This is a genomic window from Nocardia sp. NPDC088792, from assembly GCF_044750615.1.
Classification (GTDB): Bacteria; Actinomycetota; Actinomycetes; order Mycobacteriales; family Mycobacteriaceae; genus Nocardia.
The window spans coordinates 760,696-774,386 of the sequence record NZ_JBIVKC010000001.1 but is presented as its reverse complement, the minus strand read 5'-3'; the positions used below and the strand labels follow the sequence as shown (position 1 = coordinate 774,386).

At 66.8% G+C, this 13,691-nt stretch carries 13 protein-coding genes; 5 read left to right on the top strand and 8 right to left on the bottom strand.

Annotated features, from left to right (window positions below):
• Position 1: 1 nt before the first annotated feature.
• The 5 genes from ACIP5Y_RS03770 to ACIP5Y_RS03750 all read right to left on the bottom strand — a co-directional run bounded on the left by ACIP5Y_RS03770 (position 2) and on the right by ACIP5Y_RS03750 (position 3,735).
• Positions 2 to 1,165 carry a glutathionylspermidine synthase family protein gene (locus tag ACIP5Y_RS03770; protein WP_400347275.1) on the bottom strand — a complete coding sequence of 388 codons (1,164 nt, stop codon included), beginning with the start codon at positions 1,163 to 1,165 and terminating at the stop codon, positions 2 to 4.
• Complete coding sequence (locus ACIP5Y_RS03765) at positions 1,165 to 2,211, bottom strand: hypothetical protein (protein ID WP_400347274.1); 1,047 nt, start codon at positions 2,209 to 2,211, stop codon at positions 1,165 to 1,167. The genes ACIP5Y_RS03770 and ACIP5Y_RS03765 overlap by 1 nt, the downstream gene beginning before the upstream one ends.
• Positions 2,212 to 2,238: 27 nt before the next feature.
• Positions 2,239 to 2,520 carry an acylphosphatase gene (locus ACIP5Y_RS03760; RefSeq protein ID WP_397002712.1) on the bottom strand — a complete coding sequence of 94 codons (282 nt, stop codon included), beginning with the start codon at positions 2,518 to 2,520 and terminating at the stop codon, positions 2,239 to 2,241.
• Entirely contained in the window at positions 2,517 to 2,981 is a 465-nt protein-coding gene (locus tag ACIP5Y_RS03755; protein WP_400347271.1) for an OsmC family protein, read from the bottom strand. The genes ACIP5Y_RS03760 and ACIP5Y_RS03755 overlap by 4 nt, the downstream gene beginning before the upstream one ends.
• Before the next feature lie 94 nt (positions 2,982 to 3,075).
• Positions 3,076 to 3,735: an HAD family hydrolase gene (locus tag ACIP5Y_RS03750; protein WP_400347269.1), complete on the bottom strand. Its 660-nt coding sequence runs from the start codon at positions 3,733 to 3,735 to the stop codon at positions 3,076 to 3,078.
• Between the two features lie 126 nt (positions 3,736 to 3,861).
• Here ACIP5Y_RS03750 and ACIP5Y_RS03745 point away from each other — a divergent pair, with 126 nt between their 5' ends.
• Positions 3,862 to 5,055, top strand: a complete 1,194-nt coding sequence (locus ACIP5Y_RS03745; protein ID WP_400347267.1) for a cytochrome P450 — start codon at positions 3,862 to 3,864, stop codon at positions 5,053 to 5,055.
• A gap of 7 nt (positions 5,056 to 5,062) precedes the next feature.
• Here ACIP5Y_RS03745 and ACIP5Y_RS03740 read toward each other — a convergent pair whose 3' ends face one another.
• The 3 genes from ACIP5Y_RS03740 to ACIP5Y_RS03730 are packed head-to-tail and all read right to left on the bottom strand — an operon-like array spanning position 5,063 to position 8,426.
• Complete coding sequence (locus ACIP5Y_RS03740) at positions 5,063 to 5,767, bottom strand: response regulator (RefSeq protein ID WP_397002703.1); 705 nt, start codon at positions 5,765 to 5,767, stop codon at positions 5,063 to 5,065.
• On the bottom strand, positions 5,764 to 8,277 hold the full coding sequence (locus ACIP5Y_RS03735; RefSeq protein WP_400347265.1) for an ATP-binding protein: 2,514 nt from the start codon (positions 8,275 to 8,277) through the stop codon (positions 5,764 to 5,766). The genes ACIP5Y_RS03740 and ACIP5Y_RS03735 overlap by 4 nt, the downstream gene beginning before the upstream one ends.
• Positions 8,274 to 8,426, bottom strand: coding sequence for a hypothetical protein (locus tag ACIP5Y_RS03730; protein WP_400347264.1), 153 nt, complete (start codon positions 8,424 to 8,426; stop codon positions 8,274 to 8,276). Before ACIP5Y_RS03730 ends, ACIP5Y_RS03735 begins: the two co-directional genes overlap by 4 nt.
• Positions 8,427 to 8,808: 382 nt before the next feature.
• On the opposite strand from ACIP5Y_RS03730, the gene kdpF reads away from it, so the two are divergent.
• The 4 genes from kdpF to ACIP5Y_RS03710 are packed head-to-tail and all read left to right on the top strand — an operon-like array spanning position 8,809 to position 13,660.
• Positions 8,809 to 8,895 (top strand): K(+)-transporting ATPase subunit F, encoded by an 87-nt coding sequence (gene kdpF / locus ACIP5Y_RS03725; RefSeq protein ID WP_400349112.1) that lies wholly within the window; start codon positions 8,809 to 8,811, stop codon positions 8,893 to 8,895.
• Positions 8,896 to 10,569 carry a potassium-transporting ATPase subunit KdpA gene (gene kdpA / locus ACIP5Y_RS03720; protein ID WP_400347262.1) on the top strand — a complete coding sequence of 558 codons (1,674 nt, stop codon included), beginning with the start codon at positions 8,896 to 8,898 and terminating at the stop codon, positions 10,567 to 10,569.
• The gene (gene kdpB, locus ACIP5Y_RS03715; protein WP_400347260.1) at positions 10,566 to 12,713 is read left to right on the top strand and encodes a potassium-transporting ATPase subunit KdpB; all 2,148 of its coding nucleotides are present in this window, start codon (positions 10,566 to 10,568) and stop codon (positions 12,711 to 12,713) included. The genes kdpA and kdpB overlap by 4 nt, the downstream gene beginning before the upstream one ends.
• The gene (locus tag ACIP5Y_RS03710) at positions 12,713 to 13,660 is read left to right on the top strand and encodes a potassium-transporting ATPase subunit C (RefSeq protein ID WP_400347259.1); all 948 of its coding nucleotides are present in this window, start codon (positions 12,713 to 12,715) and stop codon (positions 13,658 to 13,660) included. The genes kdpB and ACIP5Y_RS03710 overlap by 1 nt, the downstream gene beginning before the upstream one ends.
• Positions 13,661 to 13,691 lie beyond the last annotated feature (31 nt).

The following is a 13,691-nucleotide window of genomic DNA, read 5'->3' as shown; positions in this document are numbered from 1 at the left end:
CCTACTGCGGGATGCGGTGGGGCACGAAGGTCGAGGTGTCGTCGGTGATGAGGCCGACCGTCTCGCGGATGCCAAGCCCGGCGGAGGTGTCGCCGACGATCCAGGCGCCCAGCACCGGGCGCATACCGTCGAATTCCGGTAGCGGGTCCAGCAATTGGTAGACGTAGCCTTCCTCGCCGTAGACGCCGCCGGTGGCGGTCTCCAGGCCCGCGCCGACGATCGTCATGTTCGCGCCCTCACGGCCCAGTTTGGGTTTGCGAATGTATTCGGTGAGTTCGTGCGGGTCGTCGAGGTAGGCGGGCAACAGGTTCGGGTGGCCGGGGTACATCTCCCACAGCACCGCCAGGATCGCCTTGTTGGACAGCAGCGACTTCCACAGGGGCTCTATCCACATGGTCTGCGGGAGCGACTTCACCACCCGCTGGCCGAACTCGTCGTCGAGGGCCCACTCCCACGGGTACAGCTTGAAGAGGGCCTCGATGGGGGCCTCGGCCAGATCGACGAAACGGTCCAGCTCCGTGTCGTATCCGACATCCTCGATGGGCAGGGCGGTGGTGTCGAAGCCGGCCTCGGCGGCGGTCTCCTGCATGTAGGCGGTGGTGACATTGTCCTCGCCCGAGGAGTCCGCGCTCGACCAGCTGAAGTGCAGGCGTGCGGTGGGGAGCGTCTCACGCATCTCACCCCAGCGTTCGACCAGCTTCTCGTGCAAGGAGTTCCACTGATCGTCGTCCGGGTGGGTGTCGGTGAGCCAGTGCCACTGCACGATTGCCGCCTCCAGCAGGGAGGTGGGGGTATCGGCGTTGTACTCCAGCAGTTTCGCCGGGCCGCGACCGTCGTAGCGCAGGTCGAAGCGGCCGTAGATGTGCGGGTCGGAACGCTTCCAGGAGTTGGCGATGTGCTCCCAGGTCCATTGCGGCAGACCGAAATCCGCGAAACGCTCGGTCACGATGACCTGTTCGACGGCGTGCAGGCACATCGTATGCAGCACCTCGACCTGGGCCTCCATGGCCAGGATCTCGGCCATGTCGAACTCGTAGTGCACGGATTCGTCCCAATACGGCCGGGGCTGACCGTTGGTGTCCATGCCCGGTGACCCGTAGACCAAACCCTGGCTCTCGATGATCCGCTGCCAGCCCGGTCGCGGGGCGCTGCGCACTCGACGCACTAGGAACCTCCGTGTAGCCGCGCGCCCAGTCCGCCGCGCTGAATCGTGCTGCCGCTCTTGGTCTTGACGGTCGCGCCGCTCGGGGCGGTGATGGAACCGCCGGTCGGTGCGTGACCGATGCTTCCGGTGCCGCCGTAGTAGTAGCGGTAGGAGTGGCCCGCCAGGAAGAAGAAGCCCGGATTGATGCCGCTGCCACGGTTCTCCGCGTCCGAACAGTAGTTGTCCGGGACGACGATCTCCTGATTGTCCGACGTCGCCGTCACGGTCTGCCCGTTGCCGATCGGCACCTGCTCACCCTGCTTGGCGACCACCGTGCAATACGCGGTCACCTCGGGCCCGTTCCACGCGTCGTACGCCAGATACCCGGCCCCGACCAGCGCGGCCACACCCACAATGGCGCCACCCCCTATGAGCAGCTTCTTCCGATTCCGCCGCTTCGTCTCGGCCGCTTCGGCTTCCGCCAGTGCCTGCGCCTCGGCCCGCTTCCGCGCCTTCTCCCGGGCCCGCGCCTCCGCCACCGTGGGCGGCCGCGGCCGCGTCACCCCCGCCTCCTGCACCTCGATCTTCCCCCGCCGCGGCGGCGCATCCTCCACGCCGGGCATCGGGTTCGCGGATTCCACCGCAGGCACCGGCATTTCGAACGCCGGCGGATACCCCAGCGGCGGCACCCCGAGATGATGCGGCTCCCCGTGCGGCGCCGCACCACCGGGTAGGTCGGGTTCCGCGCCACCCGGATACGCGAGCGTCGGCTGGTACCCACCGGCCTTCGGCGATTCATCGGCGAAGGGGTTGGTCAACTGCGGCCCGCCGAACTGTCCTGCGGGCGTGGATGGTTCCCATCCGAACGGAGTGGTCGGCTGCGGGCTGCCCTGTGCGTCGCCGGGGGCCGGCCGGCCGGGGGTCGTCGAATCGTCTTCGGCGGGTGTGGGTTCGCCCGGGCGGGGGCGTGCGGGTGGGGTGGTGGGTTCGTGGGGGTATGCCGCTTCGCCCGGGTGGGGGGTGTTCGGGGCGTCGCCGGGTGCGCCGTTGGGGTGGTCACTGGACATGGTGCGACTCCCTGGACTGTGTGCGCACTATCGTTCTTCGAATCCTGACATGCCGCCCTGGGCGGCACTCCAGTCTTCCACTACCAGGTTTACCCGTCCCGGTGATTCTCCGGAACGTAGCAGTTCCAGGAGCTTTGCGCAGCGGTCGCGGGGGCCCTCGGCGATGACGTGGACGCGGCCGTCGCGGTGGTTGCGGGCGTAGCCGGTGAGGGCGAGTTCCAGGGCGCGGGAGCGGGTCCACCAGCGGAAGCCGACGCCCTGGACGTCGCCGTGCACCCAGGCGCTGAGACGGGCCTGGTCAGCGGTCATTCGTCGACGGTGAAGGTCAGATTGATGGTGGTGCCGGCCTTGAGGGTCCGGCCGACCGTGCACACCTTGTCGATGGCGCGCTGCGCGGCCACCAGCAGGCGCTCACGCGCGTCCTGATCGAGTTCGCTGAGGTCGAGTTCGAACTGCTCGGTGAGCTCCGGGTAGACCTCGTTCTCGCGGTCGGCGTCGCCGGAGACGCGCACGGTCGAGTCGAAGTCGTCGCCGAGGCGGCGGGACAGCGTGAAATCGGCGCTCAGGCCGGTGCAGCCCGCGAGGGCGATCTTCAGCAACTCGCCGGGCGTGAAGGCGCCGGGCACGCCCGCGGACGCGATGAGCACCTCGCCGCCGCGATTGTTGCGCCCGGTGTAGGCCCGGGTCCCGGTGCGCTCGGCCCACAGTTCGACCGGCTGATCGGCCGTCGCGGGAACGGTGGACTGGGGTGCGGCGGTCTGCTCGGACATGTCTAGATCCTCCCATTGGCTCCGGAAGTGGCTGCCGTGGGTACGGAACGCGGATTCGATCAGCGGAATTCCGTCACCGGGCTCGGCACGAGGCTCACAGGCCCGCCACGACCTCCGGTGTGACGGAGGTCAATCCGTCCGTGGCCACGAAGGAGGCGAGGGCCAGCGCGTCGGCGGCGGGCGGGTACTTCGGGTGCGGGACCGCGATGACCGTCATGCCCGCGGCGTGTGCCGCGCGGAGGCCGTTGCTCGAATCCTCGATGGCCACGCACTGTTTCGGGTCGATGCCCAGTCCGGCCGCTGCCGCCAGGTAGCCGTCCGGCGCGGGCTTGCCGCGTTCCACCTCCTCGGTCGAGACAGTCGTCTTGAACAGATCGGTGACGCCCATGTGGTCGAGCACGACATCGATGAGCCGGCGAGGAGAGGAGCTGGCCAGCCCGAGGGTGTAGCGGGCCGCGAACGTCCGCACCGTCTCGACCGCACCGGGCATGAGCGGCAGGTGGCCGGCGTAGCGGGCGGCCATGCGGGAGATGACATCGTCGGCCACCTCGGCCGGCGTGCGGCGGCCGTCCAGCAGATCGGTGCTGAGGTACTCGGCCCATTCGGCGGTGCTCATGCCCATGAGCCGGTCCTGGGTGTCGGCGAGCCAGCGGCCGTGCAGTTCGTCGATATAGGCGCGCCGCACCTCCTCCCAGATGGGCTCGGTGTCGATGAGTACGCCGTCCATGTCGAAAACGATTGCCGCAACAGCCATGTGCACCATCCTCTCGCGCCGGTGTCCACTGGCTGGGATCACCCCGCCGAACCGCATCGCGAACCCGATCCGATGGTTAGCGTCCGAAGCGGAAGACGCGCTGTCCAGTGAATAACGAGGTGACCCGTGAGCGCGGTCATGAACATCTACGATCCCGGGCTCTACGTGGACGGCCCGATCCACGAGATCTTCGCCGAGTTGCGGCAGACCCGGCCGGTGTACTGGCAGGACATGCCCGGCGAACCCGGCTACTGGGCGATTCTCAAGCACGCCGATCTCGCGCACGTGGCGCGGAATCCGCACTTGTTCTCCGCCGAACGCGAGGGCGTGATCCTGGAGAACCAGCCCCCGGAACGACTCGAGCAGACCCGCAACATGCTGCTCATGATGGATCCCCCGCGGCACACCGAATACCGCCGCCCGCTCGCCGAGCACTTCAAGGCGCGTGTGGTCGGCGAGATGGAGGACCGCGTAAGGGAACTGACCCGCGCCCTGCTCGACGGCGTCGACGGCGACGTGGAGTTCGTGCACGATGTCGCGGGCGTACTCCCCAGCCAGGTGGTGGGTGGCCTGTTCGGAATTCCCGCGCAGGACTGGCCGAGTCTGCGGCAGTGGGCGGAACAGTCCACCAGTCAGCAGGATCCGGAGTTGGTCGGCGATTTCGATGTGCAGGCCGAACTCACCAATATGGCCATCTACGCCATCCGGTTCAGCATGCAGCGCCGGTCGGTCGCGCCGCAGGCGGACCTCACCTCGCTCATCCTGGCCGGGACCTTCGGTGGAAAAGCCATGTCGGACTTGGAGTTCGGCAGCTTCTTCACCCAGCTGGTGACCGCGGGCAACGACACCACCAAGACCATGCTGTCCTCGGGATTGCGACTGCTGCTGCGACATCCGGAGCAGCTGGCCGCGCTGCGGGCCGACCCGGGCCTGATTCCCGGTGCGGTGGAAGAGATCCTGCGATTCGCGAACCCGCTGCACTACTTCCGCCGCACCGCCACCGCCGATACCGCGATCCGCGGCGTGCCGATCAACGCCGGGGACAAGGTGGCCATGTGGTACACCTCGGCGAACCGCGACGAGGAGGTGTTCGCCGACTCGCAGCGCTTCGATATCCGGCGAAACCCCAACCCGCACTTGTCCTTCGGGTTGGCCCAGCACTTCTGCCTGGGCGTGCACCTGGCCCGGCTGGAGGGGCGGGTGTTCTTCGAGGAACTGCTCGCGCGCTTCCCGCGCATCGAGCAGACCGGTGACTCCCGCCGTATCCGATCCAACCTGAACAATGGCCTGAAGTCGTTGCCCGTCCGCCTGACCCGCTGAATACGGGTCAGGACTGGAAGCGGTAGCCCATGCCCGCCTCGGTCAGCAGATGCTTGGGCTGTGACGGATCGTCCTCGAGTTTGCGCCGCAATTGCGCGAGATAGACCCGCAGGTAATGGGTTTCGGTGGCGTAGGACGGTCCCCACACCTCGCGCAGCAGTTCGCGGCGGCCGACGAGTTTGCCGCGATTGCGGACCAGCATCTCCAGTACGCCCCATTCGGTGGGGGTGAGGTGCACGTCGTGGCCGTGCCGGGTGACCTTCTTGGCGGCGAGATCCACTGTGAAGGAGGCGGTTTCGATCACCGGTTCGGCGGTGTCGGCGGCGGTGCCGGCCGAGCGGCGGACCGCCGCGCGCAGGCGGGCCAGCAGTTCGTCCATGCCGAAGGGTTTGGTGACGTAGTCGTCGGCGCCCGCGTCGAGGGCCTCCACCTTGTCGGAGGAGTCGGTGCGGGCAGACAGCACGATGACCGGTGCGGTGGACCAGCCGCGCAGGCCCTGCAGCACCTCGATGCCGTCCATATCGGGCAGGCCGAGGTCGAGGACCACGACATCGGGGTGTTTCTCGGCTGCCGCACGCAATGCCGCGGCCCCGTTGGACGCGGTCGTCACCTCGTAGCCGCGGACCGACAGATTGATGCGCAGGGCGCGCAGAATCTGTGGTTCGTCATCGACCACCAGGACTTTCGTCGGCGCCGGCGCCGTGTTGGTCACTCGTTCTCCTGTTCATCGCCCGCAGTCGGATCGCCTGCGGGTAGATCGATCACCATTGTCAACCCTCCGCCGGGGGTGGGTTCGGCGTGGACAGTGCCGCCCATGGCGTCCACGAAGCCGCGGACCACGGACAGGCCCAGGCCGACCCCGGTGGAATTATCGCGGTCGCCGAGCCGCTGGAACGGCTCGAACAACTGATCCTCCAGGCCGGTCGGTACGCCCGGTCCCGAGTCAACCACGGTGATGGCCACTCGCTTCCCGATACGCTCCGCCGTGACCCGTACGGGTGTGTCGGTGGGGGAGTACCGCACCGCATTGTCGATGAGATTGGCCAGGACGCGTTCCAGCAGGCCGGGATCCGCCCGCACCGCGGTCGTGCCCACCTCGACCTTCACCCGGTCGATGGCCACCCGGCGCAGTCCGCGCGTGCCCATGCCCATCAGCGCATGATGCACCACCTCGTCGAGGTAGATCTTGCGGTTCTGCGGTTTGATCACCCCGACCGCGAGCCGCGAGGAATCGAGCAGATTGCCGACCAGCGCGGTCAGCTGATCCACCGACTCCTCGATGGTCTCCAGCAGTTCGGCCGTGTCCTCGGGTGAGAATTCCACATCGTCGCTGCGCAGACTGGAGGCCGCCGCCTTGGCCGCGGCCAGCGGGGTGCGCAGGTCGTGGCTGACCGCCGACAGCAGTGCGCGCCGCAGCTTGTCCGCCTCCATGACGGCGCTGGCCGCGCTCGCCTCTTCCTGTAGCTGTTTCTGATGTACCAGGCCCGCAGCCTGATTGGCGACCGCGCCGAGCACGAGGCGGTCTCCGGAAGTGAGTGGACGACCCTTGAACAGCAGCCAGTGCATATCGTCGCCTGCTTCCAGAGCGGTTTCGGCGTCGGCAACCTTGGTCGGCGGGTGTTCGCCGACCGTGGCAATGACCTCGTCATCGGTGACCAGCGCGACCGCATCCTGGTTGTAGGTCTCGCGGGCACGTTCCAGCAGGTCGGGCAGATCGGCGCCGTGCAGCACCGAACCGGCGAACAGCGTCAGCAGTTCGGCCTGGCGAGAAGCCTTGCGCGCCTCCCGCGTTCGTTTCGCGGCCACATCCACCAGCGCCGCCACCGCGACCGCCACCACCAGCAGCACCACGATGGTGAGGAAGTTGTCGAGCTGGGCGATGGTGAGGCTGTAGCGCGGACTGGTGAAGAACCAGTTGAGCAGCAACCCCGACAACAGGGCCGAGAGCGCGGCCGGCGCGACACCGCCGAACAGCGCGACCACGATGACGCCGATGAAGAACAACGCGGACTCGCCGCTCAGATCCAGCCACCGGTCCAGCCAGAAATAGGTGACCAGGCAGACCAGCGACGGCACCACGATCGCCGCCGACCAGGAACGCAGCTGGCGTTCGCGATGGGTGAGGGCCGACCAGCGGAAGCTCTGCTTGGCCTCCTCGTGGGTCACCATGTGCACGTCGATCTTGCCGGACTCCTGCACCACGGTCGCGCCGATGCCCTCGTCGAGCATGCGCGCCCAGCGGGAACGCCGCGAGGTGCCGAGCACCAACTGGGTGGCGTTCACCTGGCGTGCGAAGTCCAGCAGCGTATTGGGGACGTCCTCACCGGTGATGGTGTGCAGGCTGGCGTCGAGGCTGGTGGCCAGGTCGCGCAGCCGGGTCAAGCGCTGGTTGGAGACGCCGGCCAGGCCGTCGCCGCGCACGATGTGCACCACGATCAATTCGGCGCTGGATTTGGCGGCGATGCGGCTGGCGCGGCGGACGATGGTCTCCGATTCGGGACCACCGGTGACGGCCACGACCACGCGTTCGCGGGCCTCCCACGTCGCCGTGATCTTATGGTCCGCACGGTATTTCGCGAGCGCGGCATCCACCTGATCGGCCAGCCACAGCAGTGCGAGCTCGCGCAGCGCGGTGAGGTTGCCGGGGCGGAAGTAGTTGCGCAGCGCCGCATCGACCTTGTCGGCGGCGTACACGTTGCCGTGGGAGAGCCTGCGGCGCAAGGCTTCCGGGGTGATATCGACCAGCTCGACCTGATCGGCGGAGCGAACCACCCAGTCCGGCACGGTTTCCCGCTGCACGATCCCGGTGATCTGCTCGACCACGTCGTTGAGGCTCTCCAGGTGCTGCACGTTCACGGTGGACACCACGTCGATGCCCGCGTCCAGCAGTTCCTGTACGTCCTGCCAGCGCTTCTCATGTTTGCTGCCCGGCGTGTTGGTGTGCGCGAGCTCGTCCACGAGCACGACGGCGGGCCGGCGGCGCAGGACGGCGTCCACATCGAGTTCCGGCAGCGTGGTGCCGCGGTATTCGAGCATCTTGGGCGGAATCCGTTCGATACCGCCCAGCATCTCCGCGGTCTTGGACCGCCCGTGCGTCTCGACCACCGCGGCCACGACATCGCGCCCACGCTCGAGTCGCCGATGCGCTTCGGAGAGCATCGCGAAGGTCTTCCCCACACCGGGGGCTGCGCCGAGGTAGATGCGTAGTTGGCCGCGTTTCACTCGTCCATCATTGCGTGTCGGGTGCGTTCGCTCGGCGGGGCCGCACGAACGGCACTACGATTTCCCCCGGACGTGGCCATGGCCCGCAGGCACAGTGCGCCGCCGAGGAAGCCGAGGATCACCATCAGGGTGACGGCGAGGTCCGGCAAGGTCGTCTCCTTAACTCGAATGTGTGGCCGAGGCCCGGCCGGCTGCGGATGGGGTCGGCCGGGCCTTCCTCTGTCTACCGTCGGAGCTGCTGAAACGGCTCGCACTGACGGTTTCTATACGGCCCGGCCACAGGATGTTGACAGCATCTGTGCGCCACGCCACGGGACCCTGTAAGCAGGCCGTCAATGCGCACCTCTGGGACGCTAAGAACCCGTAAAGGACCTCGATCCTGCTCAAACCGGGCGCTTGACTCACTCCCGGCGCATCTCGAATGCGTCTTGAAAGAGGAAGGTTTCGAGAAATGTCCGTCGTGGTGTTCACACTGCTGACCGTGGCGATCTTCGCCCTGTTCGGCTTGATCCAACGCGGGGTGGAGAAGCTGTGACTCAGAACATTATCGGTCTGGTCCTGGCCATCGGCATCGCCGTCTACCTGATCGCGGCTCTGCTGTATCCGGAGAGGTTCTAGGTGAGCACCACTACCGCAGGGATCATCTTCGCTGTATCCCTCGTCGTCGCGCTGGCTCTGGTACACGTCCCGCTGGGCGACTACATGTACCGGGTTTACAGCAGCGAGAAGCATTCTCGGGCCGAGAAGGGCATCTACAAGCTCATCGGAGTCCAGCCCGGCGTCGAGATGACCTGGGCCGTCTACGCACGCAGCGTGCTCGCCTTCTCGGCGGTCAGCCTGCTGTTCCTGTTCTTCCTGCAGCTACTGCAGGGCCACCTGCCGTTCTACGGCCACCCGAGCACCAAGATGACCGGGGATCTGGCGTGGAACACCGCGGTCAGCTTCGTCACCAACACCAACTGGCAGAGCTACGCCGGTGAGTCGACCATGGGTCACGTCGTGCAGGCCTGCGGCCTCACGGTGCAGAACTTCGTGTCGGCCGCCGTCGGTATCGCCGTCGCCATCGCGCTGGTGCGTGGTTTCGCCCGCCGGCACACCGGTGAACTCGGCAACTTCTGGGTGGATCTGGTGAGGGGAACCATCCGCATCCTGCTGCCGATGTCGATCATCTTCGCCGTCGTGCTCGTCGCGGGTGGCGTGATCGAGAACCTGCACGTCTACGACCAGGTCGCGCAGACCGTCGGCAATACGGGCAAGCAGACCCTGCCGGGCGGGCCCGTCGCCAGCCAGGAGACCATCAAGCTGCTCGGCACCAACGGCGGCGGTTTCTACAACGTCAACTCGGCGCACCCGTTCGAGAACCCGACCGCGTGGACCAACTGGCTGGAGATCTTCCTGCTGCTGGTCATCAGCTTCTCGCTGCCGCGCACCTTCGGCCGCATGGTCGGCTCGAAGAAGCAGGGCACCGCGATCGCGGCCGTCATGGCTTCGCTGGCCCTCATCAGCGTCACGCTGATGAACCTCTTCCAGCTGCAGCACCACGGCACCGTGCCCAGCGCCATCGGCGCGTCCATGGAAGGCGTGGAAAGCCGCTTCGGCGTATCGAATTCGGCGACCTTCGCCACCGCGACCACCCTCACCTCGACGGGTGCGGTGGACTCGGCGCACGACTCCTACACCAGCCTCGGCGGCATGATGACCATGTTCAACATGCAGCTGGGTGAGGTGGCGCCCGGTGGTACCGGTTCGGGTCTGTACGGCATGCTGATCCTCGCCGTCATCACGGTGTTCGTCGCCGGCCTGATGGTCGGTCGTACCCCCGAATACCTGGGCAAGAAGATCAACCCGCGCGAAATCAAGCTCGCCGCTTCGTATTTCCTCGTCACGCCGTTGATCGTGCTGACCGGCACGGCCATCGCGATGGCGCTGCCGGGTGAACGCGCGGCCATGGCCAATACCGGGCCACACGGCTTGTCGGAAGTGTTGTACGCCTTCACTTCCGCCGCCAACAACAACGGTTCGGCCTTCGCCGGCATCGGCACCAATACGCCGTGGTGGAACACGGCGCTGGGCCTGGCCATGATCTTCGGCCGTTTCGTCCCCATGATTTTCGCGCTGGCTCTGGCCGGTTCGCTGGCCTCGCAGGGCTTCACCCCTGCCTCCGAGGGCACGCTGCCGACGCACCGTCCGCAATTCGTGGGAATGGTCGCCGGTGTGACCGTCATCCTGGTCGCACTGACCTTCCTGCCCATGCTGGCGCTCGGCCCGCTCGCTGAAGGAATCCACTCATGACCACAACACTCGATTCCGCGCCGGTGAAGGACGCGCAGCCCAGCCGCAAGAGCGGCGTCAAGGGCGGATTCTTCGATCCGAAGATGCTGCTCAAGTCGCTGCCGGACGCCTGCAAGAAGCTCGATCCGCGCACCATGTGGCGCAATCCGGTGATGCTGATCGTCGAGATCGGCGCGGTGTGGACCACGGTCCTCGCCCTCGTCCATCCGACCTTCTTCGCCTGGGCCATCGTCGTATGGCTGTGGCTGACGGTGATCTTCGCCAACCTGGCCGAGGCAGTAGCCGAGGGCCGCGGCAAGGCGCAGGCAGATGCGTTGCGCAAGGCCAAGACCGACACCGTCGCCCGTCGCCTGAAGGACTGGGCGCCCGGCGGCCGGGTCGTCGAGGAAAGCGTTCCGGCTCCGGAACTGCAGCGCGGCGACTTCGTGGTGGTCGAGGCCGGCCAGGTCATTCCCGGTGACGGTGATGTCGTGGAAGGCATTGCCTCCGTGGACGAATCGGCCATCACCGGTGAGTCCGCGCCCGTCATCCGCGAATCCGGCGGTGACCGCTCGGCCGTGACCGGCGGCACCACGGTGCTGTCCGACCGCGTCGTCGTCAAGATCACCCAGGAGCCGGGCGGCTCGTTCATCGACAAGATGATCGCGCTCGTCGAAGGCGCCTCGCGGCAGAAGACGCCGAACGAGATCGCGCTGAACATCCTGCTCGCCGCGCTCACGATCATCTTCGTGTTCGCGGTGGCGACCCTGCAGCCGCTGGCCATCTTCTCGAAGGTCAACAACCCGGGCGTGGGCGACAACCAGACCCTGGACATGAACGGTGTCACCGGCATCGTCATGGTCTCGCTGCTGGTCTGCCTGATCCCGACCACCATCGGCGCGCTGCTGTCGGCGATCGGTATCGCCGGTATGGACCGTCTGGTGCAGCGCAATGTGCTGGCCATGTCCGGTCGTGCCGTCGAGGCCGCCGGCGACGTCAACACCCTGCTGCTGGACAAGACCGGCACCATCACCCTCGGCAACCGTCAGGCTGCGGACTTCGTGCCGGTGCCGGGCATCACCGCGGACGAATTGGCCGATGCCGCACAGCTTTCCAGCCTCGCGGACGAGACCCCCGAGGGCCGCTCCATCGTGGTGTACGCCAAGACGGCGTACGGCAAGCGGGAGCGCACCCCCGGTGAGCTGACCGGCGCCACCTGGGTGGAATTCACCGCCCAGACCCGCATGTCGGGTGTGGACCTGTCGGACGGTCACCAGCTGCGCAAGGGCGCGGCCAGCGCCGTCACCGAATGGGTGCGGTCGCAGGGCGGCGAGGTTCCTGCCGAACTGGGCCAGGCCGTGGACGGCATCTCCGCCTCCGGTGGTACACCGCTGGTCGTCGGTGAGGTCGTCAAGGGCAAGCCGCGTGTGCTGGGCGTCATTCACCTGAAGGACGTCGTCAAGCAGGGCATGCGCGAGCGGTTCGACGAGATGCGCAAGATGGGCATCCGCACCGTCATGATCACCGGTGACAACCCGTTGACCGCCAAGGCGATCGCGGACGAGGCCGGTGTGGACGACTTCCTCGCGGAGGCGACTCCCGAGGACAAGCTGGCGCTCATCAAGAAGGAACAGCAGGGCGGTCGTATGGTCGCCATGACCGGTGACGGCACCAATGACGCGCCCGCGCTCGCGCAGGCGGACGTCGGCGTGGCCATGAACACCGGTACGTCGGCGGCCAAGGAAGCCGGCAATATGGTCGACCTGGATTCCGACCCGACCAAGTTGATCGAGATCGTGGAGATCGGCAAGCAGTTGCTGATCACCCGTGGTGCCCTCACCACGTTCTCGATCGCCAACGACATCGCCAAGTACTTCGCGATCATTCCCGCGATGTTCGTGTCGCTGTTCCCGGGCCTGGACATTCTGAACGTCATGCGGCTGCACTCGCCGCAGTCGGCCATTCTGTCCGCGGTCATCTTCAACGCGATCGTCATCGTGGCGCTGATTCCGCTGGCGCTGCGCGGCGTGAACTACCGTCCGTCGAGCGCGTCGAAGCTGCTGAGCAGGAACCTGTACATCTACGGCATCGGTGGCATCATCGCGCCGTTCATCGGGATCAAGCTCATCGACCTGATCATCCAATTCTTCCCGGGGATGTCGTAATGCGTATGTCAACCTGGATCCGTCAACACGTCGCGGCGCTGCGTGCGCTGCTGGTGCTCACGGTGATCACCGGCCTCATCTATCCGGCCGTGGTCCTGGGTATCTCGCAGATTCCCGGACTGAAGGACAAGGCCGACGGCTCGCTGATCAACAAGGACGGCAAGCTGGTCGGTTCCAGCCTGATCGGTCAGGCGTTCACCGACGGCAAGGGCAATGCGCTGGTGCAGTACTTCCAGACACGGCCCTCGAACTCGGCGCCCGCGGATGGCAGCATCCCGGACGGCTACGACCCGACCAACACCTCCTTCGGCAATATGGGCCCGGAGTCCGTCGTGGACACCCTCGACCCGTCCGACCCGAAGAAGGACAAGCAGGCCCTGCTGAGCACCGTGTGCTCACGCAGCCTCGCGGTTGCCACGCTGGAAGGCGTGGACGGCCACCGGCCGTTCTGCACCGGCGGCAGTCCGACCGACTCGGCCAGTGTCGGTTCGGTGCTGGCGGTCATCGGCCCGCGCGACGCGCACGGCAATGTCGAGCACCCGACCAAGGTGATCAGCATCAACGAGGCCTGCTCGATCGATCCGAAGAACCCGACCAAGCCGTTCCAGCAGGCCTACAAGGGCGTCACGGTGGAATGCGCCCAGCGCGGCGTGGACTACTCCGACGGCCAGATCGTCCCGATCCGCGGCGATGCCTCCGTCGACACCGCGGTGCCGACCGATGCGGTGACCGCCTCGGGTTCGGGCCTGGATCCGCAGATCTCCCCGGCGTACGCGGCCATCCAGGTGGCCCGGGTCGCCAAGGCGCGCGGCGTTTCCGACGATCAGATCAAGGCGATGGTCGATTCCCACACCACGGGCCGGGCTCTCGGCTTCATGGGTGAGAAGACGGTCAATGTGGTTCAGCTGAACTACGACCTCGACAGCAAGTACCCGTTCAAGGGCTAGTTCCCGCGGACGACACGGGCCCCGGCCACTC

What these genes read in the sequence shown, in the direction of transcription:
- ACIP5Y_RS03765 (WP_400347274.1), bottom strand. Translation starts at nt 2,211, where the DNA reads ATGTCCAGTGACCACCCCAACGGCGCACCCGGCGACGCCCCGAACACC.
- ACIP5Y_RS03760 (WP_397002712.1), bottom strand. Translation starts at nt 2,520, where the DNA reads ATGACCGCTGACCAGGCCCGTCTCAGCGCCTGGGTGCACGGCGACGTC.
- ACIP5Y_RS03755 (WP_400347271.1), bottom strand. Translation starts at nt 2,981, where the DNA reads ATGTCCGAGCAGACCGCCGCACCCCAGTCCACCGTTCCCGCGACGGCC.
- ACIP5Y_RS03750 (WP_400347269.1), bottom strand. Translation starts at nt 3,735, where the DNA reads ATGGCTGTTGCGGCAATCGTTTTCGACATGGACGGCGTACTCATCGAC.
- kdpB (WP_400347260.1), top strand. Translation starts at nt 10,566, where the DNA reads ATGACCACAACACTCGATTCCGCGCCGGTGAAGGACGCGCAGCCCAGC.
- ACIP5Y_RS03710 (WP_400347259.1), top strand. Translation starts at nt 12,713, where the DNA reads ATGCGTATGTCAACCTGGATCCGTCAACACGTCGCGGCGCTGCGTGCG.